Raw genomic sequence first — 26,921 nt, forward strand, 5'->3', positions numbered from 1 at the left:
CAAAATGTGCGATCCGGCATTTGCGTCATGTTCCATGCATTGACCTGATCTCACTCTTCTATGCGCTCCGTTCTCGTCACCATCTGGGTATGGACTGCGATCGTAACCCTGATGATCGCGTGGCTCCCCATCATGGCATTCATGCGGCTGATTGACCGCGACCCGGCCCGCTACCGTACCGGCCTGATGCTGCGCCGCCTCGGTCGCGCCATGACATACGTGAACCCCTTCTGGGACGTTGAGGTGGACGGCGCCTTTCCATCGAATCCGCGCAACCCGTACGTCTGCGTCAGCAACCACCTGTCCCAGGCCGATCCACCCATCATTGCGCGTGTCCCATGGGAAATGAAATGGGTCGCGAAGGTCGAGTTGTTCAGCTTACCAATTGCGGGACCACTGCTCCGAATGAGTGGCGATATTGCTGTCGACCGTCGGGACCGAGATAGCCGAGGCAATGTGCTCGCTCAGGCGAAAACGTACCTGAAGCAGAAATGCAGCGTCATGTTCTTTCCAGAGGGTACGCGCTCACGCGACGGTCGCGTGCACAAATTTGCCGATGGCGCCTTCCGCCTCGCGATCAAGAATGACGTACCCGTCCTGCCGATCGCCATTGACGGGACACAGGAAGCCCTCCCGAAGCATAGCGTCTGGTTCCAGCCCAACCCGGAGAAGATTCGTGTGCGTGTCCTCCCCCCGGTGGACACGAGCGACTACGCCCCGGAAGACACCCGCGAGCTTCAGCGCCTCGTCAGAGCCCGCATCATCCACCAGGTTGCCGAATGGCGCGGCGTGGATCCCTCGGAGGTCGATGCGCTCGCTGAAAAAGCGGAAACAGCGAATCCGTGACCCCGAAGTACGTATCGGGGATCGAAGTACACGCGATTGGTGAAGCATCGGTCAAACCATCGCAGACGGAGATCCGACCGGAACCAGATCTGCCACACGTGCATTTCCCCGAACCCTGAGAACGAGCCGGCCACACAGGCCCGCGCCTCACTTACGATTGCCCAGTAGCTCAATTGGCAGAGCATCTGATTCTGGTTCAGAAGGTTGATGGTTCGAGTCCATCCTGGGCAACTTTCCCGACGCAGATGCACGCCCCTCTGTCACCCCGCGGTGAACGGACGGGCGTTTTTTACTTCGCCCCCTCTCTCGGTGCGAAAGATCTCTTCTGTGTCCGACGCGTGGATCGTAACCGCTGACCACACTGAGGTCGCACGACTTACACTATCGTACAGAAACCCCTCGTTCGCATACACCTACTCTCCACCTGCCCTTACCCCCCTCAGAAGCGGATTAGACGAAAGACCACCACGGAGATTCCGCCCCAACCTGCATCTTCATCTTTCCTTATTTGGAGAAGTCCGACCTCCGCATTATGTTGGTAACCGTACATATGAGATAAACGACGCAGCCGACCTCGCCCGAGGTGGGCCTTTTTTATGTCTACACAAGACAGATCCTTGTACAGTCGCGTGGATCTGCGGCGTCCCTGGGCATCGTAGCCCGACCGGCCAACATGCAGGGCTCCTAACCAGATACATGGGTTTTGTACAGTTACCGGTCTATCCTGTACATGAACAGACGTACGCTCTTATCGCCGCAGAACGGGTATCCCCTGCGTGCGGCAACGGACTAGACCGAGACAACTGGCGTCTTCATGATTCCTTGTTTGGAGAAGTCGGCCCTGTCTGTTATGTTGGTAACTGTTGATTCGAAGCAAACCTCGCAGCCGGCTCGCACAGAGCGGGCTATTTTTATGTCTGTGCGACGCGTTGGCTTGCCGCCGTCAGCGGTCCTGCCCCATCTCCTCGCGCTGCGAACCCCCTCCGGCACCACGGCGTTTTATGGTGCCCAGTACCGTCTCATCGGCGCAGAATGTCATGGCGTCTTCGGCCTCTCCCTTCTCCTCGGTCCCGGCTCCAGACCCGACCCCGAGTACATCGCTTCTCGATGCGCTCGCTGGCCTCCTGCTCCGGAGAGATGTTGCCGTGCTCAGCGGTGCAGGCGCAAGCACTGAATCGGGCATTCCCGACTACCGGGGCCCACAGACACGGGAAAAGGCGCGAAACCCCATGCGGTATCGCGCCTTCACCAGCTCTGCCGACGCCCGCCGACACTACTGGGCGCGAAGCGCGATCGGATGGGATTCGTTTTCTGCCGCCGAGCCAAACGACGGCCATCACGCGCTCGGTCGCCTAGAACGCGCAGGGTGCGTGCGTGGCGTGGTTACGCAGAACGTGGACGGTCTTCATCAGGCGGGCGGGAGCGATCACGTCGTCGAGCTTCACGGCTCGCTCGCTGAGGTCATCTGCCTGGACTGCCGTCAGGTCGAGTCCCGCCATGCGTTTCAGGAGCGGCTTCTCGACCGAAACCCGGGCTGGCTTTCCCGGGTCGCGGAGATCGCACCGGACGGCGACGCCGACCTGTCCGTCGACGAAACGATTGTCTTCGATGTGGCACCCTGCCAGCAGTGCGGGGGTGCGATGAAACCCAACGTCGTTTTCTTCGGCGAGGACGTTCCCGACGACAGAACCGACGCAGCCTGGGAACTCGTCGACGAATGCGAGGCGCTGCTCGTCGTCGGCTCCTCACTCACCGTGTACTCCGGCTTTCGCTTCGTGCGAGCCATGGCCAAACGACGCAGCCCGGTCGCGATCGTCAATCTGGGCCCGACTCGTGGCGACGACCTTGCCCTCATGCGCATCAATGGGCGGACCGGTACCGTCCTTCCCCGGCTCGCTTCGCTCCTCGGCGTTTGACGAACCCTCAGAGCAGGTCGCGTGCGCTAAGTCGTCTTCCGTGCTCACCCCGTTACGCGAACCGGGCACCAGAACCGTTCAGGCTATGTTGACGCCTGCTTATCCGACGGTTTCTTCGAGGGTGAATCCAACCTCGATCGTAACCTGAAAGTGTTTTACCTCACCATCTTCGATGTGGCCTCGCGTTTCCTTGACCTCGAACCAGCGCAGGTTCTCGACTGACTCGCTCGCCCGGTCGATGGCGTTCTGAATGGCTTCCTCAACCGAAGCCGTGGAAGAGCCGGTGAGCCGAATGTGTTTGTATACGTGATCCGCCATATCATTGACTTCATTTGTCGGAAAGAACGCGCATGATTAAACGTATTCACCACGTGCTCGGCCAACTGCAACGATTACTCGATTCGTCTGCTCGCCGATGACCTCTTCTCGCTTCTCCGGCTACCTGCTTACGCTGACAGCGGCCACGTGCTGGGGATTGCTCGGACCGATGGCGCGGGTCGCTCTGGCCGACGGCGTCTCTGCGCTGGAAGTGGCCTTCTGGCGGGCTACGGTCGGGGGTGCGCTGTTCGCCCTGCACGTCGCGCTTCTGGCCGCCCGGCGATCCGCTCGGCCATCACCGGCACGCCGACGGCTTCGTCTTCAACGGGCGGACATACCCGCTGTCATTGGCTTCGGCGTGATCGGCGTCGCCCTGTTCTACGGGTCCTACCAGCTGGCCGTGGAATCCGGAGGAGCCGCTCTGGCCTCCGTCCTTCTCTACACGGCCCCCGCCTGGGTGGCCGGCATGGGCGCCGCGTTCCTGAGTGAGCCGTTGACCCGGCACAAAGTGGGCGCCGTCGCGCTGACGCTCGCGGGCGTAACGGCCATAGCGATGGGCGGCACAGCGGGCGTCACCCTCACCACCGTGGGCATCCTCTGGGGGCTTCTCTCGGGCTTCCTATACGCGTCCTATTACCCGTTTGGAAAGCATTACTTCCAACGCTACGTCCCAGCAGCCATTTTTGCGGTCGCCCTGCCCATCGGCGCCATCGTTCTTCTGCCGTGGATCGACTTCGCGCCGAAATCCAGTGCGGCCTGGCTCGCTCTCACCGCAATCGCCTTCATTTCAACATACGGCGCGTACCTCGCGTACGGCGCGGCCCTGCAGCGCTTGGCCGCTTCTCGTGCGAGTATCGTCGCCACGCTCGAACCCGTGGTCGCAGCCGTCGTCGCGACACTCTGGTGGAACGAGGATCTCGGCGTGTGGGGCTACGTCGGAGCCGCCATGATCGTCGTCGCGACCTTGCTCGCAGCCATGGAGCGCGAGCGCACGCCCACTCCACCAGCGGATAGCATCACCGAGAATGTGGCGTAACCCACCCGACAGAATCGTAGAGACGCACGATCGACTGTTGATTCAAAAAGAACGATCGTGCGCCGCGAATCTCATGAGCATGATTTTGCATTACCGAGATCACGGAGTCGCTCGTTCACTGCCGTCTTCCCCACCACCGCCTCGACCTCTTGCATGGCTTACACCCTCGACGACCTGCGCCAGCTCCTCGACCTCGAACGCATCGAACACAACATCTTCCGTGGCCAGAGCAAAGATATTGGCTCCGGAAGTGTATTCGGTGGACAGGCCCTCGCTCAAGCACTGGTCGCAGCAGCCCGCACGGTGGATGACCCCGGTCGAAGTCCGCATTCGATGCATGGATACTTTATCCTGCCGGGCGACGTCGACGCGCCGATTGTCTATGAGGTCGATCGGATCCGCAACGGGAATAGCTTCACCACGCGCCGTGTCGTCGCCGTCCAGCACGGACGAGCGATTTTCAACATGTCCGCCTCGTTCCATGTCACCGAACAGGGCGCGGACCACCAGACCGACATGCCGGACGTGCCCGGCCCAGAGTCGCTTCCGCGCGAACTCGATCTCTTGCGCAAAATCGCCCATCGCGTCCCGGAAGAGCGGCGGTCCTTCTTCACCGAGGAACGTCCGATCGAATTTCGACCCGTCGATCCGGTATCGGACCCATTCAACCCGGAGCCGATGCCGCCGCGCCGACACCTCTGGCTGCGTGCTCGCGGTCCTCTTCCCGACGACCCGCTCGTTCACCAGAGCGTGCTCGCGTATGCCTCCGACTACGGGCTGCTGGGAACCGCACTCCGCCCTCACGGCCTGACCTTCGCCTCGCCGAACATGCAGGTCGCCTCCCTTGACCACGCCCTCTGGTTTCATCGCTCGGTACGTGCGGACGAGTGGATGCTCTTTGCCATCGATAGTCCGAGCGCCTCCGGGGCCCGAGGATTCACGCGCGGACAGATTTTTAATGAGAACGGTACGCTTATTGCCTCTGTAACTCAAGAAGGGTTAATACGTCGCCGAACGTCAGAGTAACGGCGGAAGCCACACGACGCTTTTCGCTACCCCGGTGCGCCAGATCGCTCTCCAGGCGGAGCAGCACCGCCTCCAATATCCACTCGTCATGGATTACGTTTAGCCCGGTGACGTTCGGAATCTACCTGTGTCGTCTTTGCATTTCTCGGTCCCGGCATTTCTGTGCCCGCTTCTTCCTCCAACCGTACTGTGGTGTCCGATGAGCACGCCGCCTCCCTGCAAAATGTGGAGGAGGTACGCTCTGGCTCCCGTTCGGATGCGATGGATCCCCTGACACTGGCGGAGAAGAACGCGGTCACGCGGGACGCTGTCGACGCAGCCATTACGCAACGCGTTTATCAGTACACGCGACCCGTATCCGCCGGTCTAGCCGTCATGTACGCCGGGTTCTCCGTCTTGCATGTCTTCGCGCTTTCGCCGGCGTCAGCATGGATCATGAGTCCGCTCGCTGCCATAACGGCCCTCGTTTGTTTTGGCCTCTGGGTGGCATGGAAGAAACTGCCGGTGGAAGCGCCCTACCCGCACATGGTCGGGGCCTTTATCTCCGCGCTGGTCATTGCGAATGTGCTTACTCACATCGCGGTCGAGGACAATCTGGAGGTGACGACACACCTCATACTTATGCTTCTCGGGACCAGCGTCCTGCTTCTCTCGTCCCGCTGGCTCGCCCTCGTCATCGTCGCGTCTCTTCTCGGCTGGGGCACGATCGTGCTGACCACGGGACCGTACGCGTCTATCCTGCACTACGCAACCACTCTGCTGACGACGACGCTCCTCTCAGGAATCATTCATATCGCCCTGCGACGCGCCACCCGTCAGAGCGAGCGACGCCGCCTCTCTGCAGAACGCCTACAAACGGCCCTGTCTCGCGCTCTTGATGCTGAAGCACGTGCCCGCCGCCAGCTCGAAGATACGAACCACGCCCTGGAGACGGCGGTGCATGAAGCGGAGGAGTTAAATGAGATGCAGGCCGCCTTTCTCTCGGACATGAGCCACGAAATTCGCACGCCGCTCACATCGATCATCGGGTTCGCAGAGGTTCTGAGCGAAGAAAACCCTGCCGACGCCGAACACTTTGCCGACCTGATCCGGCAAAGCAGTGAGCGACTGATGGAAACAGTTAACTCGGTTCTTGACCTCTCGAAACTGAAGCGGGGCGTCGCCGAATTCCGGCCCGAGCGCGTCGACGTGGACGACCTGCTCCAGGACACGCTCATGCTATTCCGCGGGCGCACCGATGCTGAGGACATGAATCTCGCTCTCGAAACGCCAAAGGAACCGGTCGTTGCCCGACTCGACCCCTCCTCGCTCAACCGGATTACGTCAAACCTCGTCAGCAATGCCGTCAAATTCTGTGATGCGGGCGACGACATTACGGTGCGACTGGAAGCGACGGACGACACCGTTTCGATATCGGTCGAAGATACCGGACCCGGCATTCGACCGGAGTTTCGCGCCAAACTGTTCGAGCCGTTTCACCGGGACGAGTCGCTGTCCCGACAGGGCACCGGTCTCGGCCTCACGATTACGCGCCGACTCGTCGAGGCGATGGACGGCACAATCGAGGTCGACAGCGTCTACGGCGAAGGAACGACGTTCACGGTTACGCTACCGCGGTCACTCGATGAAGGCGATTTAGAAGTGAGCTCCAGCGAGGCGAGCTGCGCATAGTAGCCACCGGTTAAGCCGCGCGCCGATGCGGTTGCGTCTCCCGCGTTCGGGAAAATAGCTCGTCGCCGTCGGCGTTGCAGAATCGCGTGGTCATCTCCAGCCGATCGAGCGTGATCACGGCAAAGCCCGGTGTCGCCTCCTGAAACTCAACCCCACTCGGTGAAGCCCCATTCGACAGAGGCTCAGCACCGGCGCCGGCACCGCTCAGCACCTCGCCGATTCCCTCCTCGTCCGCCAGCTGCAACCGCTGGTCGTACCCGCAGAGATAAGCCTGCGCGCCGAACTGACGGAGCACCGCTCCCACGTCGTCTCCCCCCGGCTCCGAGGCGAGCGACGACAGCGCATGGTGCCCAATCACGATCTTCCAGTCCGACCGTGAGGGCGCAAGCATGTTGCGAAGCCAGTACATCTGCAGCATCGGCTCGCGGTGCGGCACCATGTCGCGGTCACCGGACAGCGGCGTCGAGTCGAGAATCACGAACTGGGCGTGCGTCTGATCGTCGACGCGCTTGTTGACCGAGTAAAACCGACCCGGCATCCGCCAACGCAGGTCGTGCTTCGCGTACTCCACCTGAGCATCCGGACTTCCCTGATAGCACCGGTCTCCAAGACAGGCGTACCACGGCAGATCCAGCGTCGGCACGTCGTACACCGCGTCGAAGCTGTCGTGCCACTGCGGATCCAGCACACCGTTGACACCCTTTGGGCGAAAATTGTCGCCCGTGGTGACGACGAAGTCGACGTCATAACGCTGGGACGCACGAGCAAGCCCCTGGGCAACGGCAGCCTGCTCATGATGCCCATGGCGACCCCAGTTGCCGAGAACGAGGAAGGAAAGCATGTGGAAACGAGGGAATGGGCAGAAAGACAGTCGAAGTAGCAGATGCACCCGCGAACGGACCCTGTCGCATAGCCACCGGCGCAAACCATCACTCGGTCATCCCACCGTGGCACGGCACATCCATTACGTTACGCAAGAATGATGACAGTCTACATGGTCCATTTGGGTTTTTCCTGGGACAAATACGCCTGGAAGCGCTTCAGGAGACGATCATGACGACTCAGCTCGCAAGCCACGGTGGCGAATATCATTGCCCTCGATCATGAAGACGATGCTCTTGGCAACATTTTTCGCGTGATCCGAAATTCGCTCCAGGCCTTTGCTTGCCGTCAACAGATGCGCCACAACTTCCGCGCGCTCCCGGTGCGACCTTGACATCTCTACCAGCATGGAGAAGTTGTCCGCGTGCATGCGGTTCACCTGAAGATCACGAGCGATGACCTTTCGCGCCTTCAATCGGTCCTCCTCCAAAAAGGCGACTTCGACCTCGCGCAGCATGCCGCGGGCCATATCGGCCATCTCGGGAATGTACGTTTTGACGATCAGGCCAGGCCAGTCGACGAGGTGCTCTGCATTTCGCGATAGATTGCGGCAGTGATCACCGATGCGCTCGAAGTCCGTATTGATCTTCACCGCCATGATCAGCATGCGAAGGTCAACCGCGACGGGCGCGTGGAGCGCCAGAATGCGCTCGCACTGCTCATCGATCTTCATTTCAAGCTCGTCGATCGCGTCGTCGCGCTCGATCACCGTATCGGCCAGCTCCGTATCGCCATTCAAGAGCGCATTGGTCGCGTCGGCGAACTGCTCGTCCACGCGCCCAGCCATTTCGATGATCAGGCTCTGCAACGATGCCAGCTCGCGATCTAGCTGTAATCGGTTAGACATAAGACAGAGCGGGATAAGGGTGGAAAGCCACGCGCCCGGCCACTCACACATGGGCCTCGCGCCACGAACTAACGGCAACCGTTCCGTTCAGCCGAAGCGTCCGGTAACATATGCTTCCGTGCGGTCATTTTGAGGACGCGTGAAGATCTGATCGGTTCGATTCATCTCCACGAGCTTCCCCATGTACAGGAACGCGGTCTCGTCGCTGATCCGCGAGGCCTGCTGCATATTATGTGTTACGATGATAATCGTATAATCGTTTTTCAGCTCGGTAATCGTTTCCTCCACCTTAGAGGTCGCGATAGGATCGAGCGCGCTGGCCGGCTCATCCATCAGTACCACGTCGGGCTCCACCGCGAGGGTCCGCGCGATGCACAGACGCTGCTGCTGGCCGCCGCTCAGGTCGTACGCCGGCGCACCCAGACGATCCTTGACCTCGTCCCAGAGAGCAGCCTGACGTAGGGATCGCTCGACGAGCGCGTCCATGTCGCCCGTAAATCCGTTGATCTTCGCACCCCACGCGACATTCTTGTAGATCGTCTTGGGGAATGGATTCGGCTTCTGAAAAACCATTCCGATTCGGCGTCGGACCATCACCGGATCCGCCTTGCGGTCGTAGATGTCCTGGCCGTCCAGCGTAATGCGTCCCTCAAGTGTCGTACCCTGGATCAGCTCGTTCATGCGGTTCATACAGCGGAGCAGTGTCGACTTCCCACAGCCGGATGGCCCGATGAGCGCCGTCACCCTGTTCGGCTGAATATCCATCGTGATGCCCTTCAGCGCGTGGGTGTCGCCGTACCAGAAGTTGAGATCCTCGACCCGAATCTTTGCCATACCACTGTGTTCTGACGCTCTGATCGCTTGGCTCGGCTCCGCCGCCTCATCACCCCGATGCGCCGCTGCACCATTCGTACGGGGATCCGTTTCCGCGAGCGGCTCCGTGCGCGGGTTCGATGTCTTGGTAGAATCGGTCATAGCAGTCGATCCGTTTGCGTCTGGACGTCCGGGTGGGTGATGAAATGTATGCGGCGGTCAGTCGCCCGCCCGCTTTCCCTCGAAGTAATTGCGAAGCAGAATGGCCGACAGGTTCATCGCGAACAGCAAGATCATGAGGACCACAATCGCCGCGGCGGCCAATCCACGGAATTCGTCCTGCGGCCGGGCCGTCCAGTTGAAGATCTGAATCGGCAGGACCGTAAACGGGTCGAGCACGCTGTTCGGCGCCATCACCATTCCGGCCGCGCCGACCATGATCAGCGGGGCAGTTTCTCCGATCGCACGACTCAGCGAAAGGATGACGCCCGTCAGAATGCCCGGAGCGGCCGATGGCAGCACATGACTCCAGATCACCTGCGACCGGGTGGCGCCGAGAGCAAACGCAGCTTCACGCATTCCGCTCGGGATTCCGCGAAGTGCCTCCTGCGTGCTGATTATGATGATCGGGAGGACGAGCAGGCCAAGCGTCATCGCCCCGGCCATCACGCTGCTTCCCAGCGCGACGAACCGGACGAAGATAGCGAGCCCCAGAATGCCGTAAATCACGGAAGGCACGCCGGCGAGGTTGGCGATATTCACCTGAATCGTCTGCAGGAACCAGCCTTCGGTTGCGTACTCCTCGAGGTATATCGCGGAGGCCACACCAAGCGGGACGGCGATAAGCCCCGTCAGCCCCATCACCCAGAGCGAGCCGACGATGGCCGGCCAGATGCCGGCACGCTCCGGCAGCCGCGACGGCATCTGCGTCAGAAACTCCACATTGAGCCACGGTGCAGCCTGGACAGCCACATCCACGAGCAATGCGATGAGTACCAGGAGTCCGAACACGGTGGCGAGGAAGAAGAAGCCGGCCATGAAGGCACCAAACGCTTTCCGTCGGTCTCGCCTCAACTGGAATGTACCCGAAGCATCGGTCATATCATATTCTGCCCTAACTCGTGGTCAACGTCGCCCTTACTCGTTTCTCGTTCCCTATTAGCGGTCCGCTATCTCGTTAGTATTTGTCCTGGTAGCGAGCGACAATTCGATTCGCGAGGATGTTCATTCCAAGCGTGATCAGAAACAGCACGAGTCCGACCGCGAAGAGCGACTTGTACTCGATCGTCGACTGCGCGATGTCGCCTTTCCCCATCTGTACGATAAATGCCGTCATCGTCTGAATCGACTCCGTCGGGTCGAGCGTCAGCTTCGGCGTTGCCCCGGCGGCCAGCGTCACGATCATCGTTTCGCCAATCGCGCGGCTGAGAGCCAGAATGAAGCTCGCCACGATGCCGCTAAATGCCGACGGCACCACCACGCGCATAACCACCTCAAGCTTCGTCGCGCCGAGAGCGTAGGCCCCGTTCCACAGGCTCCTGGGCACCGCCTGGATTGCATCTTCGCTCAGGGAGGCCACCATCGGGATCACCATGATGCCGACGACGATCCCGGCGCTCAGTGCGTTGAAAACACCGAGGTCGCCCGTCCAGGGCTCAGTGGGTGGGGACACGAAGGGCAGCAGACGCAGGACAAACGCATAGGCCTCGTAGAAAACGGGAGCGACGTGCGGCAAAGCGGTCTGCAACAACGGTGTCACGAAGGTGAGCGCAAAGTAACCGTAGACAACCGTCGGCACGCCGGCCAGCAGTTCGATTCCGGGCTTCAGCCATTTTCGAAGCCAGACCGGAGCATACGCACTCAGGTAGATGGCACTCGCGAGGCCGAGCGGCATCGAAACCAGAGCCGAGATGACTGTAATCAGCACAGTGCCCGCGATGAGCGGCCAGATGCCAAAATGCTTGTCCGCAAACTGCGGGGTCCACTGCGTGCTGCCAAGAAACTCTCCAATGCTCACCTCCTGAAAGAAGGCCGCGGACTCGACGACGAGGACGGCAGCGATCCCGAGTGTGGTAAGGATGCTCACGAGTGCGCATGCGCCGAGTGCGTATCGAATCACCCGTTCTTTCGGGCTATCGAAGACGTTCGCATGGAGGGTCTCGCCGGTCCGACTCCCTTTCGACGCGGCCGAAGCTGCCGCCGGATCGACGGCGGACTCAGAGACCGGCGCCTCAGATGTGGACGTGGGATCTGTCATTCATGTGATGGAGACCGTGGAAAAGGGGCGGTGGATCGATACACGCTCGCTCTCTTCCATCATTATTCCGCGGGTGGACCGGACACCGAGTCGGCCGGTGCCGTGCCGCCGCGAAGGACTGTTTCGATATCGGCACTGGCCTTCACATCCTCTCGGCCAAACAGCGTCCCGGTGCGGCCTTCGGTGAAACGCTGCAATCCGAGCGCGTACGCCTGATCCGACAGCGGGACGTAGCCGACCTGGGGTGCAAGATTCGCCACGTTGTCCATGTAGAACTGAATGAAGCGCTGGATGGCCTCCCGCTTCGCTGCTTCGGAACGGATGTACACGAACAGGGGACGCGAGAGCGGGCGGTACTCGCCCGTTTGAATGGTCGACGCGTTCGGCGCGATGCACTCCGCCCCTCCACCAAGGGTGTCGGCGTCAACCTTCATCAGAACAAGCTTGTCGGCGTTGTTCTCGTAGTACGCAAAGCCGAAGTATCCCAGAGCGCCCGTCGTGCCAGACACGCCCTGGACCAAAACGTTGTCGTCTTCGCTCGCGCTAAAATCCGTCCGGCTGGCCCCACTCTCTCCAACAACCGCCTCCGTAAAGTAGTCGTACGTGCCACTCGCCGTCCCCGGACCATACAGCTTCAAAGACACATCGGGAAATCCGTCTCGGACATCACTCCACTGCGTGACCTCGCTGTTCGGTTCCCAGATGCGGCGAAGTTCGTCAGCGGTCAGGCAATCTGTCCAGTCGACACCTGGATGGGCGGTCACAGCAATCCCGTCGTACGCGACCGGCATCTCGATAAACGAAATTCCAGCCTCGTCGGCACGCTCGATCTCGCTCGGCGTGATCGGACGCGAGGCGTCATTCATGTCGGTTTCAGCGCGGAGAAATTTTGAGAATCCACCGCCGGTCCCGCTCTCCCCAACCGTTACTCGAACATCCGGATTCGCCCGCATGAACTCCTCTGCCACGGCTTCCGTCAGCGGATACGTTGTGCTCGACCCATCGATACGGATCGTTGTCGTCGAGGCCTCGTCATTCCCGCACCCTGAGATAACAAAAAGCAGAAGAAACACAAGCGTACATCTTAACACGCTCGATCGGGCGATTGCGTAGCTGGAGAGAAAGCCAATCATTGGTCGTGGTTCGAAGCTCGTTAGCTGGACATACGCGCAGGGTCGACAGCGTTTGTGTGTTACTCTTTGAACTTATAACCGACCCCTTTGACGGTCTCGATATACGTACTGCCGATTTTCTCCCGGATCTTTCGGACGTGGACATCGACGGTCCGGTCGACCACGTAGACGTCCGGTCCCCACACCTCGTCGAGGATTTCCTGCCGGGAAAAAACTTTGCCCGGATGTGAGGCAAGGAAGTACAACAACTCAAATTCTTTCCTCGGCATCCGAAGCTCCTCTTCTTCACCCTCGCGCTCCTGAAAAACGAGGTAGCGATCGCGATCCACGGTTAGATCATGCACGGCGAGCTTGTCTGGTGCCACCTCATATCGACGCGCCGAGCGAAGCAGTGCCTTCGCCTGACTCACGATGACGGAAATGCTGACCGGCTTACTAAGGTAGATGTCCGCACCTACATCGAGCCCGGCGACCTGATCTTCCTCTTCGCTTCTAGCGGTCAACATCATGATGGGAATGGTTCGCAGGTGCGCATCGGCCCGAAGGCGACGGCACGCCTCAATCCCGTCCATGCGAGGCATCATGACATCCAGAACAATCAGATCTGGGTCATGCTCACGAGCGGCATCCAGCGCCTCAACGCCGTCGTGCGCCTGCAACGTGTTGTAGCCCTCCTGCTTGAGATTGTACTCCAGGAGGTCGAGCAAGTCTTCCTCGTCATCCACGATGAGGATCGTGGGGGCATCAGAGCGTGGTTCTTCCACGGCGAAGGTAGCGGGTTCGTGGGCGGCGTGTGTGTGCGTATGTTACCCTCATCACAAGCACTACGTTGTTATGGAAAGTTTATTATCGCTACATGCCACCATGAACAGGTCAGATTTTCGCCCGCCCTTGGTTCATATTCCGCATCAATCGTTCGCCGGAACGTCGTCGTCATGACTCGTATCTGATGGGCACGGCTTTCCCCATTCGTTCAACCTCGCCCTGTGCCCTCTTTTATTCACCGCGTGAAAGCGGCCCTCACTAGCCCGCACGACCGCCCCATTCTAGATCTAGCGGTCCCAGCCCTTGCCGGCCTGGCAGCGGACCCGCTCGTTTCCCTCGTTGATACGGCCTTCGTCGGACAACTCGGACCGATCCCACTGGCTGCGCTCGGGATCAATGCGTCCATCTTTTCGATGACGTTCGTCATCTTCAATTTCCTCGCCTACGGCACCACGCCGCGCGTGGGACGCGCCATCGGAACCGGCGACCGGGAGGAAGCCTCCCGCGTTGTCATGCGTGCGATCCTCCTTGCCATCCTATCCGGAGCCGTTGCCCTCCTCCTGCTGCAGGTGTTCGCTGAACCGATCCTGCGGCTCATGGGGGCAGACGACGGGCTCCTCGGTCCCGCCCTCACCTATCTTCGGATCCGAGCGTGCGCCGGGCCCGCCGTCCTCTTGATTACGGCCAGTCACGGCGCTTTCCGGGGCTACCAGGACACGCGCACCCCGATGAAGGTCACAATCGGGTTCAACATCATTAACGCTACGCTCGACCCGATCCTCATCTTTGGTTTCGACTGGGGCCTCGCCGGCGCAGCCACGGCGACCGTCGCCGCACAGTGGATCGGCGCCCTCACTTTTCTCGTGCTTCTCCTGCACCGGCGGCGCGAGGAACTGGGCATCCGTCCCCTCGTGCCGAAGCTGCGCTCTCTGGGGGCCTTCCTCACGATCGGGCGCGACCTATTTATCCGAACGTCAGCCCTCGTCGGCACGATGACGCTCGCGACGGCCATCGCGACACGCATTGGCACGACCGCCGTTGCCGCCCACCAGGTAGCCGCCCAGCTCTGGCTCTTCCTCGCGCTCCTCGTCGATGCGCTGGCCGTATCCGGACAGGCGCTCGTGTCGAAGCATCTCGGGGCAGGCGACGAGGATGCCGCCCGCTCGGTATCGAATCGTCTCCTCCAGTGGGGCCTCGGCGTCGGCATCCTGCTTGGCGTAGCGTTCTATGGCCTTCAGCCGGTCTTGCCAGACTTCTTTACCGACGACGCAGCCACGATCGCCGCTGTGCTCACCATCTTCCCATTCGTCGCTGTGCTTCAGCCGCTCAACGGTCTTGTCTTCGTCTGGGATGGCCTGTACATGGGCGTCGAAGCCTTCAGTTATCTCGCGAAAGCGATGCTCCTTTCGGCCGGCGCCGCTGCAGCCGTCCTCCTCCTCACGATCCCGATGAACTGGGGCCTCGCCGGCGTCTGGTGGGGCATTACGACGCTGATGGGCGTCCGCCTCCTCACGCTGGCTGTACCCTATGCGCGCGGCACCCTCCTCTCGGCCGCCGCCGACTCGGACTGACCACGCGATCTCATCCCCCGGCGTGTGCATGCGCCGAGGCCGCCGCCCCGAACCTGCCGCCTCCCGGTTCACCATTCTGATTATAGCGGTTTCGTCATTTTCCGCACGCGCGCTGTCTCTTCCGTCGCGCGCGTCGTATGTTACCGGGTCCTTGGTGCCGTTTGCGACGCCATACGTTCATCTACATGCCCTCTGTGTTCCTGACGCTCTTTCCGCTTCTCGCCCAGTCCGCATCGCCGATTCTGACGCCCGACATGTTTGTCGTGTTGGGCATCGTCGGCGTTGCCCTGGTCTTATTCGTATCGGAATGGCTTCCCCTCGATGTCACGGCGATCGGCCTCATGGTACTCGTCATCATCCTGGAGCCCTGGACGAAGGTAACTCCAACGGACGGCGTCTCGGGGTTCGCCAGTACGGCGACGATTACGGTCCTGGCCATGTTCATCTTGAGTGAAGGGGTGCGCCAGACAGGCCTGCTGCAACGGCTCGGAAATCAAATCGCAACCTACACGGATCGCAATCCACTCAAGCGCTTCTCCATGATCGTCGGGATGTCGGGCTCGGCAGCCGGCATCATCAACAACACCCCGGTCGTCGCGATGATGATCCCGATGGTGTCCGGGATCGCAAAGAAGACGCGGACCTCGCCGTCGAAGCTTCTGATGCCGGTATCGTTCGCCGCCATGATGGGCGGCACGCTCACGCTCATCGGTACGTCGACCAACATCCTCGCCTCCGACGTCTCCGAGCGACTCATCGGACGACCCTTCGGCATGTTCGAGTTCACCGGGCTGGGGGCGCTCGTGCTTCTCTTCGGTTCGATCTACCTGATCTTTATCGGCCGCCACCTGATCCCGGAGCGCATCAAGCCGGAGGAAGACCTGACTGATGAATTCGAGATGGCAGGCTACCTCTCGGAGGTCGTCATTCGAGACGACTCTCCGCTCGTCGGGCGGACAGTGGAAACGGTGCTCAACGAGATGGACGAGGATGTGGACATCGTTCAGATCATCCGGGACAATGAGGTCTTCCCCGCGCCCATCTTGAATAAACAGTTCCGAGTGGGAGACCTGCTCATCCTTCGAACCCGGCGGGACACGCTCTTCCATCTCATGGATACGGCGGGGCTCCAGCCTGCCGCGAAAGCGCGGATTACGGAGGAGGACTTCGACATTGAGGACAAAGGGGAGCAACTTGTGGAGGTCGTCCTGCTGTCCGAGAACCCGATGCTCGGCGAGACCATCCGATCGTCCTTGTTCACCCAGCGCTACGATGCCCTCGTCCTGGCCGTGCGGCGCCGAGGGATGAACTTTACGGATCGGATCGACGAAATCCCGCTCCAGGGTGGTGATACGCTGCTGCTCCAGGCCTCGCAGCGAGCCATGAAACGGTTCGAGGGAAACCGAACCTTTGTTCTCATCCAGGAAAGCGAAGACCCGGCCTTTCGTCGGGAAAAGACCGGGCTCGCGCTGGGTATTGTCGCAGCCGTGGTCGGAACAGCCGGTCTTGGCATCACCTCGATTCTCGTGTCGGCCCTCGCCGGCGTCTTCGCCATGATCGTGACGGGCTGCGTGCAAGCCAACGAGATCTATAAGTCCGTCGATTGGAGCGTGATCTTTCTGCTCGCCGGCGTCATCCCACTGGGTATGGCGATGGAGCGATCCGGACTCGCCGAGTATCTCGCGTACGCGCTCGCGGATGCCGGAGGCAACCTGTCCGGAATTACGCTTCTGTTTGTGTTCTACGTCTTCACCTCGCTGATCACGCAGGTTATCAGCAACAACGCTAGCGTGATCTTGATGATACCCGTCGCGGTGGAGGCCGCTCGGCTGGCCGATGCGAATGCGTTCTCGTTCATCCTCGCCGTCACGTTTGCCGCCAGTTGTGCTCTTCTCACACCGGTCGGCTACCAGACCAACCTCATGGTCTACGGCCCCGGCGGCTACCGCTTCACGGACTTTCTCCGCGTCGGCGGTCCGCTCCAAATTGTGCTCGCGATTGTCACCTGTCTGGGTATCGCGATGATCTACGGCGTGTAATGCATCGTAGTTTGTCCGGCGTTATGAGACCGAGTCGGCTGGTGTCTTAGAAGGAAAAGACTCTTCCCAATGCTTTCCGTCTCATGCGCGTGTCCGACCATGCCTCCGCTGTGCTCATTCTTCCCCTCCTGATCCTCGGGCTCGTCTGCTCGAACCCGTGTAGCGCACAACCCCTCGCCGATACGATCGTGACGTGGCGCGGCTACGCGCTCGAGGCACGCGCTCAGGTGCAGGTGTACCCATCCCCGCCGGACGATGAACGCCGGGATCGCACCGTCGTCGTGCGCGAACTTGCACGCAACCGTGGTCCGTCCACACTGGACGACGTACGGTACCTGGCAGATCGCATCGGCAGAACGTTTCAGATCGACCCGGCACGGGTATACTGGATCATGCACTGGGGCGCGTTCTCGCACCGAGGGGCCCGCGGATCGAAGGAGCTCTTCCTCCGCGTCACCTTCCGCCGCTCGGACAGCGGGCGGCTGAGTTCGCCATACTGGCGTCTGGTGTCCAAGGCAGATGTCCGTGAACTCACGGACCGACGCTACCGGTCGACCCTCCCCGATCCACCTCCCCCGGAGGGCGACGCCCCATAACGCGACGTAGTCGGCTGAAACGGCTGATCTAATAAAAAAAGCGCCGCCCGTCTCCCACAGACCGGCGGCGCAATACTCATCGGTTTCACCAGAGGACCCCACGGTTGCCAGTCAAGGCTTCACCATAAAGGCGATCATCCGTCGGACCCTCCTTCCCACATCTACATAACGTGGACCGACCAAGATTTATTACAGGTACAGGGCGTTTTTTCAAAATCGAACACTCTTGAACGAGAGATGACGCGCGGAGCATTTTTCCGACTGTGCCTACTCGGTCTCGCTCGTAAGCTCCCGCAAAGTACGCCTCACCAGCACTTCCTCGCTTCGCTCAGGGCGCACCCCAAGAGCACTTCCTCGCTTCGCTCAGGGCGCAAGGCGTTCTAGGGTCCACTGGCCGGATTCCTCGTGGCGGTAGCGGAGGCGGTCGTGCAGCCGGTTCGGCCGTCCCTGCCAGAACTCGATCGTCCGCGGCCGAACGACGTAGCCTCCCCAGTGCGGTGGACGCGGCACCTCGCCCTCGTTGTATTCGGCCGACACAAGCTCCAGACGCTTTTCCAGCACTTCCCGGCTTTCGATCACACGGCTCTGTGGCGATGCCCACGCACCAAGTTGACTACCATACGGGCGACTCTTGAAGTAGTCGGCCGACTCCTTATCTGGTAGCTTTTCAACCTCGCCCTCGATTCGAATCTGACGCTCAAGCGGCTCCCACCAAAAGACGAGAGCAGCATGCGGATTGGCGGTGAGCTGTTGCCCTTTCTGGCTATCGTAGTTGCTGTAAAAGATAAATCCGCGCTCGTCCGCGCCCTTCAACAGCACGATCCTCGCCGCCGGCCGGCCGAGCTCGTCCGTCGTGGCCAGCGTCATGGCATTGGGCTCCTCGACCTCCGCCTTTAGTGCCTCGTCGAACCAGACCTCGAACTGTTGGATGGGATCGTCCTCAACGTGGTCTTGGTCGAGTTCGTGCTTTGCGTATTCCTGCCGCAGATCTGCTATGCTCATGCGTCGCTTCGTTCGTGTCGTTGATTGAGTTGCATCGCCCCAACGAGCCCCTGCGGTCCGCCGTTTCTTGCCGGGCCGGTTGTTGCAACCCTCGCACGTCTGCACGTGCAGATCGGCCGCTGTTCCGCTCCACCGAACCTGGGTTGCCTCACCACCAGATTTCCATGCGCAGACCGCGCTCGTTGGTCGCCGGAGCCTCGGGAATTCGGCTGGCCGTCTCGTTGGCCATGCGTGCCGCACTCCAGCAGACCGCATGCGCATCCAGCACGTCGTCTGCGCCCACCTCGCCCGTGGCGTATTGTGCAAGTGCGTCGTCGATGTCGGGAAAACCGTTCTCCGCAAGAAGACGGCGCCGGATGTTCTGCCCGCTGTCGTCGTGTTTGCTCTCATTTACGCTGGTCCGGCCGTTCATTTCATAGAATGAAAGCTCGGGATGAACCTCCCGGACGCGATCCTGCCGCCCCGGTGTCACGATTCTTGAGAGCTCCCGCATCTTCGGCAGGAGATGGAATGCCTGGATCGTGATGCCCGGCGCATCGTCTGCCGTCGCGGTGTGGAGGCGACGCGCCTCGTCGAAGCTGTCTGCCGAGAGCGCGGCATAGGCAGGTGGCGAGAACACGCTGCTGCTCCGCGGATAGCCAAGAATCGAGCGGGCCTCCCGGTCGCATGAGCGCCCACCCCGCGCTGCCCGGTCCGGGAGACCAATCACCATGTCGACACCAATGAATACGGGGGCTTCTGGCGCGTCAAGCACATCTTCCACGGAGTCGACACGCCTACGCTGCACCTGCCCATCGCTCGGGCGAAAGAACACGGCGAACCAGCCAGAGCGAAAGCCGTCAAGACCTGCTACCCAGCGGGTGTCGGGCGGGATCTCGTTCATTTCCCTGCAGTGGCCGGTTGACGAAAGAGCCAGTGGTACGCCTCCGAAAACTCGCGTCGCCAGAACCACTCAGCATGCTTGCCATCGGCGCGAATATGCGAGGTGAGGTGCACCCCAGACGTATATCCAGCCTCCTTGAGGAGGTCGATCATTTTCTCGTGATCACGCACATAGACGCTGTCCGGCTCGCCGGGAGCTGTCTCCAGCGCACCGCTCATCACGTACCACCGGGTGTTAGGTTCAGGCGCTGGTGCTGATTTTGCCATGTCGAAAATGTCCGACGCGAACCAGTAGGCCGGAGAGAAAATCCCAGCTTTTCGGAAGACATCCGGATACTCGAACATCGCATACGTGGAAATAAGGCCGCCCATGCTCGAACCCATGATGCCCGTGTGCTCGGGTCCCGGCTTCGTGCGATAGAGGGAGTCAATATGGGGCTTTAGTTCTTCGACGAGAAAGCGGACGTAGTCTTCGCCTTCGCCCCCTGCGCCCACAGACTCATTTCGCCACGGAGAGTATTCATCAGAGCGGAGCTCAGCTCCATTGTCCACGCCAACGACAATAATTCCGGGATCGCCGCTGGCGTGCAGGGAGTCGAGCGATTCATCTACGCCCCACTCACCAGCGTAACTCGTCGCCTTGTCGAACAGGTTTTGCCCGTCATGCATGTAGAGCACCGGGTAATCTCGTTCTGATGTCTCGTAGTCGGGAGGCAAATAGATCCAGACGCGCCGTTCTCGGTCCAACGGTGCCATTTCGAACGCTGGACCCAGGACAGAGACAGAACCGGTAGCCGTCGAATTGGGATACGGCCACGACCGTTCTGGATTTCGCCAGCCCGCTATTGTCGATTCATAAATCACTCCTCGATCTTCCGGAACGACAATCTTTCGATTACCGACCTCCTTACGGTCTGCATCCACCTCTACATATTCCCAGGAGCCTAGCGTAAACTTGAACTGTAACGGTCCAGGAGATGCCTCCTGAAGCGTGATTTCGTACAGCCCGTCACGGGTTTGCTTCAGGCGATACTCACTCTCTCCAGGCTCCCAATCGTTAAATGAGCCAGCGACATAAATCTCGGCTCCGTCGGGAAGAGTATCCGGGACATTTACTTTCAATCGTGCACCATTTGTAGGTGCGACGCGCCCCTCATTGCAACCACTTACGCTGAGAGCCACCATCATTCCCAGAATGAGAATCGTGAATGCAGCTCTGCTGACATTCTGAGTTGAGACGAACCGACCTGACGCCCGGCCGCTGGATACGTTTAAGCACATACGGAGATGAAAAAGCGGAAATCGTGAAGACAGGATACACAGACTCGGAAATCTGACAGGCAAATGCACATTCCTTTTCAAATCCGAGGGTTCCAAATGGCATTTACTGATTCTCCCCAACCATCCACTTTGTTCTAAGTTAACATGGATCGAGTCGGTTTTCGCCGGCTGCCGATCTCGAATCCTCCCCCGATGAATCCTTGGAGCCATGAAACTGCCGTTCGTGCTAGCCAGTCGTTTTGTTGCTGGCGAAACGCTGGAGTCGGCCCTCCCCGTCGTCGACGAACTGAACGCCAAAGGACTACACGTCGCTCTCGATCTTTTGGGAGAGCATATCCATGACCGGGAGAAAGCCGAGCGAGCACGGGATGCCTACATCGACCTCGTGCATACCATGGCCGAGCGGCCGAAGTCCCACCTTCGGAATCGGATCTCGATCAAGCTGTCGATGATGGGACAGATGATCGATGAAGACTTTTGCCTTGACAATCTGCGGCAGCTGCTTGAGGTCGCCGCGAGCAAGGATATCTTCGTCCGGCTCGACATGGAGGACTCCGACCTGACGCAGTCGACGCTCGACCTGTTCGAGACCGTGTATCCCGATTACCCCGACCACGTCGGTCCGGTGCTGCAGGCGATGCTCAAACGAACGGATCAGGACATCGGCCGCATGTGCGAGCTCGGTGCAAGCGTGCGGCTGTGCAAGGGCGCGTACGGCGAGCCGGCGTCCGTCGCCTATCAAGACATGGACATCATCCGGGCGCGCTACATCGACTATATGGAGCGCCTCCTGCAACACACGGACTACTCCGGTATCGCGACGCACGACGACCAACTTATTAATGCGACCAAAGCGTACGCGGCGAAGCAGGGTATTGCGCCGGAGCGATACGAGTTCCAGATGCTCTACGGCCTCCGGCCGGAAACGCAGGAGAAATTGGCCGCGGACGGCTACAACATGATGGTCTACGTCCCATACGGAACGGAGTGGTTTCCGTATTTCTACCGTCGGCTGCGGGAACGAAAGGAAAACGTGTTCTTTATTCTCCGCAACCTCTTTCGCTCATAACACATCGCACAGCGTATCAACCGGTTCCGCATCGTGTGTCATCAGCCGATTTATGACACAGTCCTTCTTCGTGGCGTGTCGTTGATCGTACGAGAAATAGATACAGGACAAGCAATCAGAAAAAAGGGCCGCCCGCATCACTGCCGGTGGCCCTTCGCGTATCTTGAACGTGTGGACGTGATCAACGAACCCGAATGCGCTGTCCTGGCTGGAGGCTCGTGCCCCGAATCTCATTCAAGTCCTTGATCCGCTCGACGGACGCACGGTGTCGTCTCGCAATTTTCCAGAGCGTGTCGCCGGAGCGAACCGTGTAGTAGGCACCTTTCGATTCCGTATCTCCACCTGCGTCCGCAATCATCTGGCGGGCTTCCGCGACCGACTGTCCGGCGACCGTAACCTGGTTGTTTACGCTGTGAACGCCGTCCACACGCGCCAGGACGCGCTCAAGCACCCGATGCTGTTCCGAGGTGTTGACGTCCCCAGACAGTGTGAGGCGTCCATCCTTCACCGTGGGGTGGAAGTCGAAGATGCGAAGTTGAGATTGCTTCGCGAGTGCGTGGATCACACGTGCTTCGGCACTGGCATCGTCAAGTCGCTGCTGCAACGTGCGCGTCGCGGCCGTCGTCGTTCGTGCCGGAACCGCCTTCTCGGCATCGACCGCGTGGGTCACAGGATCCGGTTCAGCCAGTGCTGTCTCAGGATCTGGAGCCGGCGGAGGCTGCAGAGCGTCCGACTGCATCTGGCAGCCGGAGACGAGGAGAGCAACGAGACCGAACACGAAAAGACGTGGAATGAACAACTTGACACGCATGAAACAATGGGCGTACGAAGCGAAGACGTGGGACTGCATAACCTAACAGCAAATCTCGTGCAAATCTAGCACGTCTGGCATAGAAAACGAGATTTTAAGATTTTGCGGCCGTGGCTTTTGGCTCCGCAACCCGTTTCTTCTCCGCCTGAGGATCCACGCGGCCGTGTTCGGCAAGCCATCGTTCTGCGTCAATAGCGGCCATGCATCCCGTTCCCGCAGCCGTCACCGCCTGCCGGTACTCATGATCCTGAGCATCCCCCGATGCGAAGACGCCGGGCACGTTTGTGTACGTCGAGTCCGGCTTCGTGATGATGTAGCCGTTGTCGTCTGTATCGAGCCACCCCATGAAGGGCTCCGTGTTGGGCGTATGACCGATGGCCAGGAATAGACCTGTGACTTCGTCCATCACGCGGGTCTCGCCTGTTTCGTTGTTGATCACCTCAATGCCCTCAACCTGATTCTCGCCGAGGACATCAATGACTTCAGTATTCCAAACGAACTCGATCTTGTCGTTTTCAAACGCACGCTCCTGCATGATCTTGGATGCGCGCAGCTCGTCCCGGCGATGCAGGACATACACTTTCTTTGCGAACTTGGTGAGGAAGGTCGCTTCCTCCATAGCGCTATCGCCTCCACCCACCACAGCAACCGTTTCGCCGCGGAAGAAGGAGCCATCGCATGTCGCGCAGGCCGTCACACCCTTTCCGATCAAACGCTGTTCATTCTCAAGACCAAGGTAGCGGGCAGACGCTCCGGTCGACACAATGACGGCTTGAGCATAGACAGGCGTCTCTTCGTCAACCAGGAGGCGATACGGACGCTCAGAAAAGTCGACGTGCGTCACGGTGCCATAGCGGGACTCCGTGCCGAACCGTTCCGCCTGCTGCTGGAACCGCTCCATCATTTCCGGCCCGAGAATACCCTCGGGGAAGCCAGGGTAATTCTCCACGTCCGTGGTTGTCGTCAACTGCCCACCGGGCTCCGGCCCCATGTAAATTAGAGGGTCTAGGTCCGCCCGTGCTGCGTAAATAGCAGCGGTCCAGCCCGCCGGGCCTGTACCAATAATAACGACATCGTGCATCTCCGCATCGGAGAAATCGATGTCGTCGAACATGGAGGTGTCAGGCGTCGTCGGGGCACCGTCGCCGGTAGTCCCGTTCGATGTGGAGTTTTGGTCTGCAGTAACAGCCATGTTATACGTCGTCTAAGTCGTTATCGTCCGGTCCGGCAGACACCTGAACGCCGGTGCCGGCATCAATATGCGGGCACCGGTCGTCCAGATTGCTCCGTCACATGCGTGCGCTACCTACGCAGGCTGACCGCTAAGTGCTTCGAGCTTCTTCGCGAGGGCGCTCTTCGCCATCGCACCGACGAGCTGCTCTTCTACTTCACCGTTCTTAAAGAATAGAAGCGTCGGGATCGAGCGTACGCCGTATTCCTGCGCCGTTCGTGGATTGTTGTCGACGTCCAGCTTGCCGATCTTCGCCCGCCCCTCGAAGTCGTCAGCCAGATCTTCGATGATGGGGGCGATCTGGCGGCAGGGACCGCACCAGGTTGCCCAGAAGTCGACGAGAACCGGCTTGTCCGCGTTCAGGACTTCCTCTTCAAAGTTATCGTCCGTCAGCGTTACGACATTTGGGTTGTCAGCCATAATCTTGGTTTGCTTGCAGGGAAAGTGATCAGGATGCCAGCGAGATAAACCGTCTCATTGATGCTACGGTTTCTCGGATTGCCATCCTTCATCGCAATAATACGATGAACAAGGAGCGTGCCGTTCTCGTGTCACGCAGCTTTGCAGATCGCTTCTGCCATCGCGACACGACATATACGCAGGCTAGCGTCGGTCACGTACATTTAGGCGTTCATCCGTTTCGGGATTGCGTTTTCGTAGACATCACTGATCGCGCCCACGTCTGCGTCAAGATATTCGCTTCCGGAGACGGTGAGCTTGAGATTCGCCCCTCCGACCTCACCAATACGGCGAACCGAGACGCCATCGATGTCCGCCAGCACCTCTTTCACTCGTTCTGCAGCATTAGCGCGCGTGGAGAACGTAATCCGGGACTGCGCCTCCCCGAATAGAATAGCATCTGCCCGGATGTCATCGACGGCACCGAGGTCCACCTGCCCACCGACCTGGCCGTGAATAGCCGATTCCGCCAGTGCGATCGCTAGGCCACCATCAGAGACATCGTGCGCGTGCTGCACGATGCCGTCACGGATCAGAGTGAGCATTGCGTTCTGTACGGCTCGCTCTTCCTCGAGGTCGATATAGGGAGCGTCTCCGGCTGTCATGCCGTGCAGCGTCGCCAAATATTCGGATCCGCCGATGTCGTCCCGGTGTGCCCAGGTGTCGGGCGACAGCAGAAAGAGCACATCGCCGTCTTCCTGGAATGCCGAGGTTGTGCTGTGCTCTGCGACATCGTCAACAACGCCAAGCATGCCGATGGTCGGGGTAGGGAAGACAGCTCCCTCCGGATGCTCGTTGTATAACGACACGTTCCCTCCGGTGACGGGCGTCTCCAGCGTTGTGCAGGCATCGCTCATACCACGGATCGCCTGCTCGAACGTCCAGTACACCTCCGGCTTGTACGGATTGCCGAAGTTCAAGCAGTTCGTAATGGCCATCGGTTTCCCACCTGCGCAGGTCACGTTACGTGCTGCTTCCGCGACAGCGATCTGCGCTCCACGCCGCGGGTTAAGGTAGACGTAGCGACCATTGCAGTCCGTCTTGACCGCCAGACCACGATCGGTTCCCTTCACTCGGACAATGGCCGCATCGCTCGGTCCCGGCCCGACCACTGTATTCGTACGGACCATTGTATCGTATTGCTCAAACACCCATCGCTTCGACGCAATATTAGGTGCTTCGAGTAGCGTCAGGAAGGCATCCGAGGCCGTCTCCGGTGTCACATCCTGAATACTCGTAGGATCGAATGTTCTGGTTTCGTTCAGATACGTTGGCTCCTTGGTCTCTCGCTCATAGACTGGCGCTCCTTCTCCGGCTGCCAGATGATGCGGGTCAAGGTCCGCCACGACATCTCCATTCCAGAAGATGCGCACGCGTTTCGTATCGGTGACCTCGCCGACGTGCTTCGCATTCAGGTCCCATTTCTTAAAGATGGCCTTGAGTTCTTCCTCCCGGCCCTTCTTGCACACGATGAGCATACGCTCCTGACTCTCCGAGAGCATGATCTCATACGGCGTCATTTTGCTTTCCCGTACCGGTACGCGGTCGAGATGTAGATCCATCCCGGTTCCAGACGACGCGGTCATTTCGAAGGACGAGCTCGTAATACCCGCTGCGCCCATATCCTGGATGCCTGCCACCACCTCCTCCTTCAACGCTTCGAGTGTCGCTTCCAGAAGGAGCTTTTCCTGAAATGGATCACCGACCTGGACGCTCGGGCGTTTCTCTTCACTCTCTTCCGAGATCTCTTCCGAGGCGAATGTCGCGCCGTGAATTCCATCTCGCCCCGTTGAGGAGCCGACGATATAGACAGGGCATCCGGCCTCATCCGCAGAAGCACTTGCAATCTTATCCGTGTCGACGATTCCGACACTCATTGCGTTAACGAGGGGATTGCCTTCGTAGGCCTCGTCGAAATAAACCTCGCCTGCGACGGTGGGCACCCCAAACGAATTACCATAGTCGCCAATGCCTCGCACGACGCCATCGAACAGGTATCGGACGCGTGGCTCATCCAGAGATCCAAACCGAAGCGAGTTGAGTGCGCAGATGGGTCGCGCGCCCATCGTGAAGATATCCCGGTGGATTCCGCCCACACCAGTAGCTGCGCCCTGGTACGGTTCGACCGCTGACGGGTGGTTGTGCGACTCGATCTTGAAAGCGACGCCCAGCCCTTCCCCGATGTCGACGAGTCCGGCGTTCTCTTCCCCGGCTGCCACGAGAAGTTGGTCGCCTTTGTTGGGAAGCGTCTTCAGGAGAGCGAGCGAGTTTTTGTAGGAGCAGTGCTCGCTCCACATGACGGAATAGATGCCGAGTTCGACGAACGTCGGCGTTCGGCCGAGCTCCTCGAGGATCCACTCGTATTCTTCTTCGGTCAGGCCATGCTCGAGCGCGAGGTCGAGATCAACGTCTGGAGCCTGGAGGATTGATTCAGCCATGGAGAAACGGTCTAGCGTGCTATAGACGGGGA

24 protein-coding genes and 1 tRNA gene are annotated in these 26,921 nt (G+C 59.9%); 10 read left to right on the top strand and 15 right to left on the bottom strand.

Annotated elements, in window-relative coordinates; all coding sequences use genetic code 11:
- Positions 1–60: 60 nt before the first annotated feature.
- The 3 genes from CRI94_RS14745 (at position 61) to CRI94_RS14755 (ending at position 2,762) form a co-directional block, all read left to right on the top strand.
- Complete coding sequence (locus CRI94_RS14745; RefSeq protein ID WP_098077490.1) at positions 61–846, top strand: lysophospholipid acyltransferase family protein; 786 nt, start codon at positions 61–63, stop codon at positions 844–846.
- Between the two features lie 158 nt (positions 847–1,004).
- Positions 1,005–1,077 (top strand) — tRNA-Gln (locus CRI94_RS14750).
- Between the two features lie 770 nt (positions 1,078–1,847).
- On the top strand, positions 1,848–2,762 hold the full coding sequence (locus CRI94_RS14755; protein WP_245846211.1) for an NAD-dependent protein deacetylase: 915 nt from the start codon (positions 1,848–1,850) through the stop codon (positions 2,760–2,762).
- A gap of 99 nt (positions 2,763–2,861) precedes the next feature.
- Here CRI94_RS14755 and CRI94_RS14760 read toward each other — a convergent pair whose 3' ends face one another.
- On the bottom strand, positions 2,862–3,080 hold the full coding sequence (locus tag CRI94_RS14760; protein WP_098077492.1) for a dodecin: 219 nt from the start codon (positions 3,078–3,080) through the stop codon (positions 2,862–2,864).
- Positions 3,081–3,177: 97 nt separating this feature from the next.
- Between CRI94_RS14760 and CRI94_RS14765 the strand changes: the two genes are divergently transcribed.
- From CRI94_RS14765 to CRI94_RS14775, 3 genes are all read left to right on the top strand, one after another.
- Positions 3,178–4,116 (top strand): DMT family transporter, encoded by a 939-nt coding sequence (locus CRI94_RS14765; protein WP_098077496.1) that lies wholly within the window; start codon positions 3,178–3,180, stop codon positions 4,114–4,116.
- A 153-nt stretch (positions 4,117–4,269) separates the two neighbouring features.
- Complete coding sequence (gene tesB, locus CRI94_RS14770) at positions 4,270–5,142, top strand: acyl-CoA thioesterase II (RefSeq protein ID WP_098077499.1); 873 nt, start codon at positions 4,270–4,272, stop codon at positions 5,140–5,142.
- 162 nt (positions 5,143–5,304) lie between these two features.
- Positions 5,305–6,813 (top strand): sensor histidine kinase, encoded by a 1,509-nt coding sequence (locus CRI94_RS14775; RefSeq protein WP_143815428.1) that lies wholly within the window; start codon positions 5,305–5,307, stop codon positions 6,811–6,813.
- Positions 6,814–6,823: 10 nt separating this feature from the next.
- Here the strand turns inward: CRI94_RS14775 and CRI94_RS14780 are convergent, their stop codons facing one another.
- The 7 genes from CRI94_RS14780 to CRI94_RS14810 all read right to left on the bottom strand — a co-directional run bounded on the left by CRI94_RS14780 (position 6,824) and on the right by CRI94_RS14810 (position 13,509).
- Positions 6,824–7,654, bottom strand: a complete 831-nt coding sequence (locus tag CRI94_RS14780) for a metallophosphoesterase (RefSeq protein WP_098077505.1) — start codon at positions 7,652–7,654, stop codon at positions 6,824–6,826.
- Between the two features lie 210 nt (positions 7,655–7,864).
- Positions 7,865–8,542, bottom strand: a complete 678-nt coding sequence (gene phoU / locus CRI94_RS14785) for a phosphate signaling complex protein PhoU (RefSeq protein ID WP_098077508.1) — start codon at positions 8,540–8,542, stop codon at positions 7,865–7,867.
- Between the two features lie 87 nt (positions 8,543–8,629).
- On the bottom strand, positions 8,630–9,517 hold the full coding sequence (gene pstB, locus CRI94_RS14790) for a phosphate ABC transporter ATP-binding protein PstB (protein ID WP_098077511.1): 888 nt from the start codon (positions 9,515–9,517) through the stop codon (positions 8,630–8,632).
- 57 nt (positions 9,518–9,574) lie between these two features.
- Positions 9,575–10,456 (bottom strand): phosphate ABC transporter permease PstA, encoded by an 882-nt coding sequence (pstA, locus tag CRI94_RS14795; RefSeq protein ID WP_098077516.1) that lies wholly within the window; start codon positions 10,454–10,456, stop codon positions 9,575–9,577.
- A 76-nt stretch (positions 10,457–10,532) separates the two neighbouring features.
- Positions 10,533–11,612, bottom strand: coding sequence for a phosphate ABC transporter permease subunit PstC (gene pstC / locus CRI94_RS14800; protein ID WP_098077519.1), 1,080 nt, complete (start codon positions 11,610–11,612; stop codon positions 10,533–10,535).
- Positions 11,613–11,674: 62 nt separating this feature from the next.
- The gene (locus tag CRI94_RS14805) at positions 11,675–12,685 is read right to left on the bottom strand and encodes a PstS family phosphate ABC transporter substrate-binding protein (RefSeq protein WP_245846212.1); all 1,011 of its coding nucleotides are present in this window, start codon (positions 12,683–12,685) and stop codon (positions 11,675–11,677) included.
- Positions 12,686–12,804: 119 nt separating this feature from the next.
- Positions 12,805–13,509 carry a response regulator gene (locus CRI94_RS14810; protein ID WP_098077525.1) on the bottom strand — a complete coding sequence of 235 codons (705 nt, stop codon included), beginning with the start codon at positions 13,507–13,509 and terminating at the stop codon, positions 12,805–12,807.
- Between the two features lie 222 nt (positions 13,510–13,731).
- Here CRI94_RS14810 and CRI94_RS14815 point away from each other — a divergent pair, with 222 nt between their 5' ends.
- The 3 genes from CRI94_RS14815 (at position 13,732) to CRI94_RS14825 (ending at position 17,716) form a co-directional block, all read left to right on the top strand.
- The gene (locus CRI94_RS14815; RefSeq protein WP_245846213.1) at positions 13,732–15,081 is read left to right on the top strand and encodes an MATE family efflux transporter; all 1,350 of its coding nucleotides are present in this window, start codon (positions 13,732–13,734) and stop codon (positions 15,079–15,081) included.
- A 185-nt stretch (positions 15,082–15,266) separates the two neighbouring features.
- A complete protein-coding gene (locus tag CRI94_RS14820; protein WP_143815429.1) occupies positions 15,267–17,120 on the top strand; it encodes an SLC13 family permease in 1,854 nt (617 codons plus the stop codon).
- 83 nt (positions 17,121–17,203) lie between these two features.
- Positions 17,204–17,716 carry a hypothetical protein gene (locus CRI94_RS14825; RefSeq protein ID WP_098077531.1) on the top strand — a complete coding sequence of 171 codons (513 nt, stop codon included), beginning with the start codon at positions 17,204–17,206 and terminating at the stop codon, positions 17,714–17,716.
- Between the two features lie 363 nt (positions 17,717–18,079).
- Here CRI94_RS14825 and pdxH read toward each other — a convergent pair whose 3' ends face one another.
- The 3 genes from pdxH to CRI94_RS14840 form a co-directional block, all read right to left on the bottom strand.
- Positions 18,080–18,718, bottom strand: a complete 639-nt coding sequence (pdxH, locus tag CRI94_RS14830; RefSeq protein WP_098077534.1) for a pyridoxamine 5'-phosphate oxidase — start codon at positions 18,716–18,718, stop codon at positions 18,080–18,082.
- Between the two features lie 148 nt (positions 18,719–18,866).
- Positions 18,867–19,601, bottom strand: a complete 735-nt coding sequence (locus CRI94_RS14835) for a DUF429 domain-containing protein (protein WP_098077538.1) — start codon at positions 19,599–19,601, stop codon at positions 18,867–18,869.
- Positions 19,598–20,788 carry an alpha/beta hydrolase gene (locus CRI94_RS14840; RefSeq protein WP_218919406.1) on the bottom strand — a complete coding sequence of 397 codons (1,191 nt, stop codon included), beginning with the start codon at positions 20,786–20,788 and terminating at the stop codon, positions 19,598–19,600. The genes CRI94_RS14835 and CRI94_RS14840 overlap by 4 nt, the downstream gene beginning before the upstream one ends.
- Before the next feature lie 301 nt (positions 20,789–21,089).
- Here CRI94_RS14840 and CRI94_RS14845 point away from each other — a divergent pair, with 301 nt between their 5' ends.
- On the top strand, positions 21,090–21,950 hold the full coding sequence (locus tag CRI94_RS14845) for a proline dehydrogenase family protein (protein WP_098077541.1): 861 nt from the start codon (positions 21,090–21,092) through the stop codon (positions 21,948–21,950).
- A gap of 181 nt (positions 21,951–22,131) precedes the next feature.
- Here the strand turns inward: CRI94_RS14845 and CRI94_RS14850 are convergent, their stop codons facing one another.
- From CRI94_RS14850 to purL, 4 genes are all read right to left on the bottom strand, one after another.
- Entirely contained in the window at positions 22,132–22,761 is a 630-nt protein-coding gene (locus CRI94_RS14850) for a LysM peptidoglycan-binding domain-containing protein (protein WP_179862340.1), read from the bottom strand.
- Between the two features lie 94 nt (positions 22,762–22,855).
- Entirely contained in the window at positions 22,856–23,875 is a 1,020-nt protein-coding gene (gene trxB, locus CRI94_RS14855) for a thioredoxin-disulfide reductase (protein ID WP_342751896.1), read from the bottom strand.
- A 192-nt stretch (positions 23,876–24,067) separates the two neighbouring features.
- Positions 24,068–24,412 carry a thioredoxin gene (gene trxA, locus CRI94_RS14860; protein ID WP_098077552.1) on the bottom strand — a complete coding sequence of 115 codons (345 nt, stop codon included), beginning with the start codon at positions 24,410–24,412 and terminating at the stop codon, positions 24,068–24,070.
- Positions 24,413–24,615: 203 nt separating this feature from the next.
- Entirely contained in the window at positions 24,616–26,889 is a 2,274-nt protein-coding gene (purL, locus tag CRI94_RS14865) for a phosphoribosylformylglycinamidine synthase subunit PurL (protein WP_098077555.1), read from the bottom strand.
- Between the last annotated feature and the right edge of the window lie 32 nt (positions 26,890–26,921).

This window comes from Longibacter salinarum (assembly GCF_002554795.1).
GTDB lineage: Bacteria > Bacteroidota > Rhodothermia > Rhodothermales > Salinibacteraceae > Longibacter > Longibacter salinarum.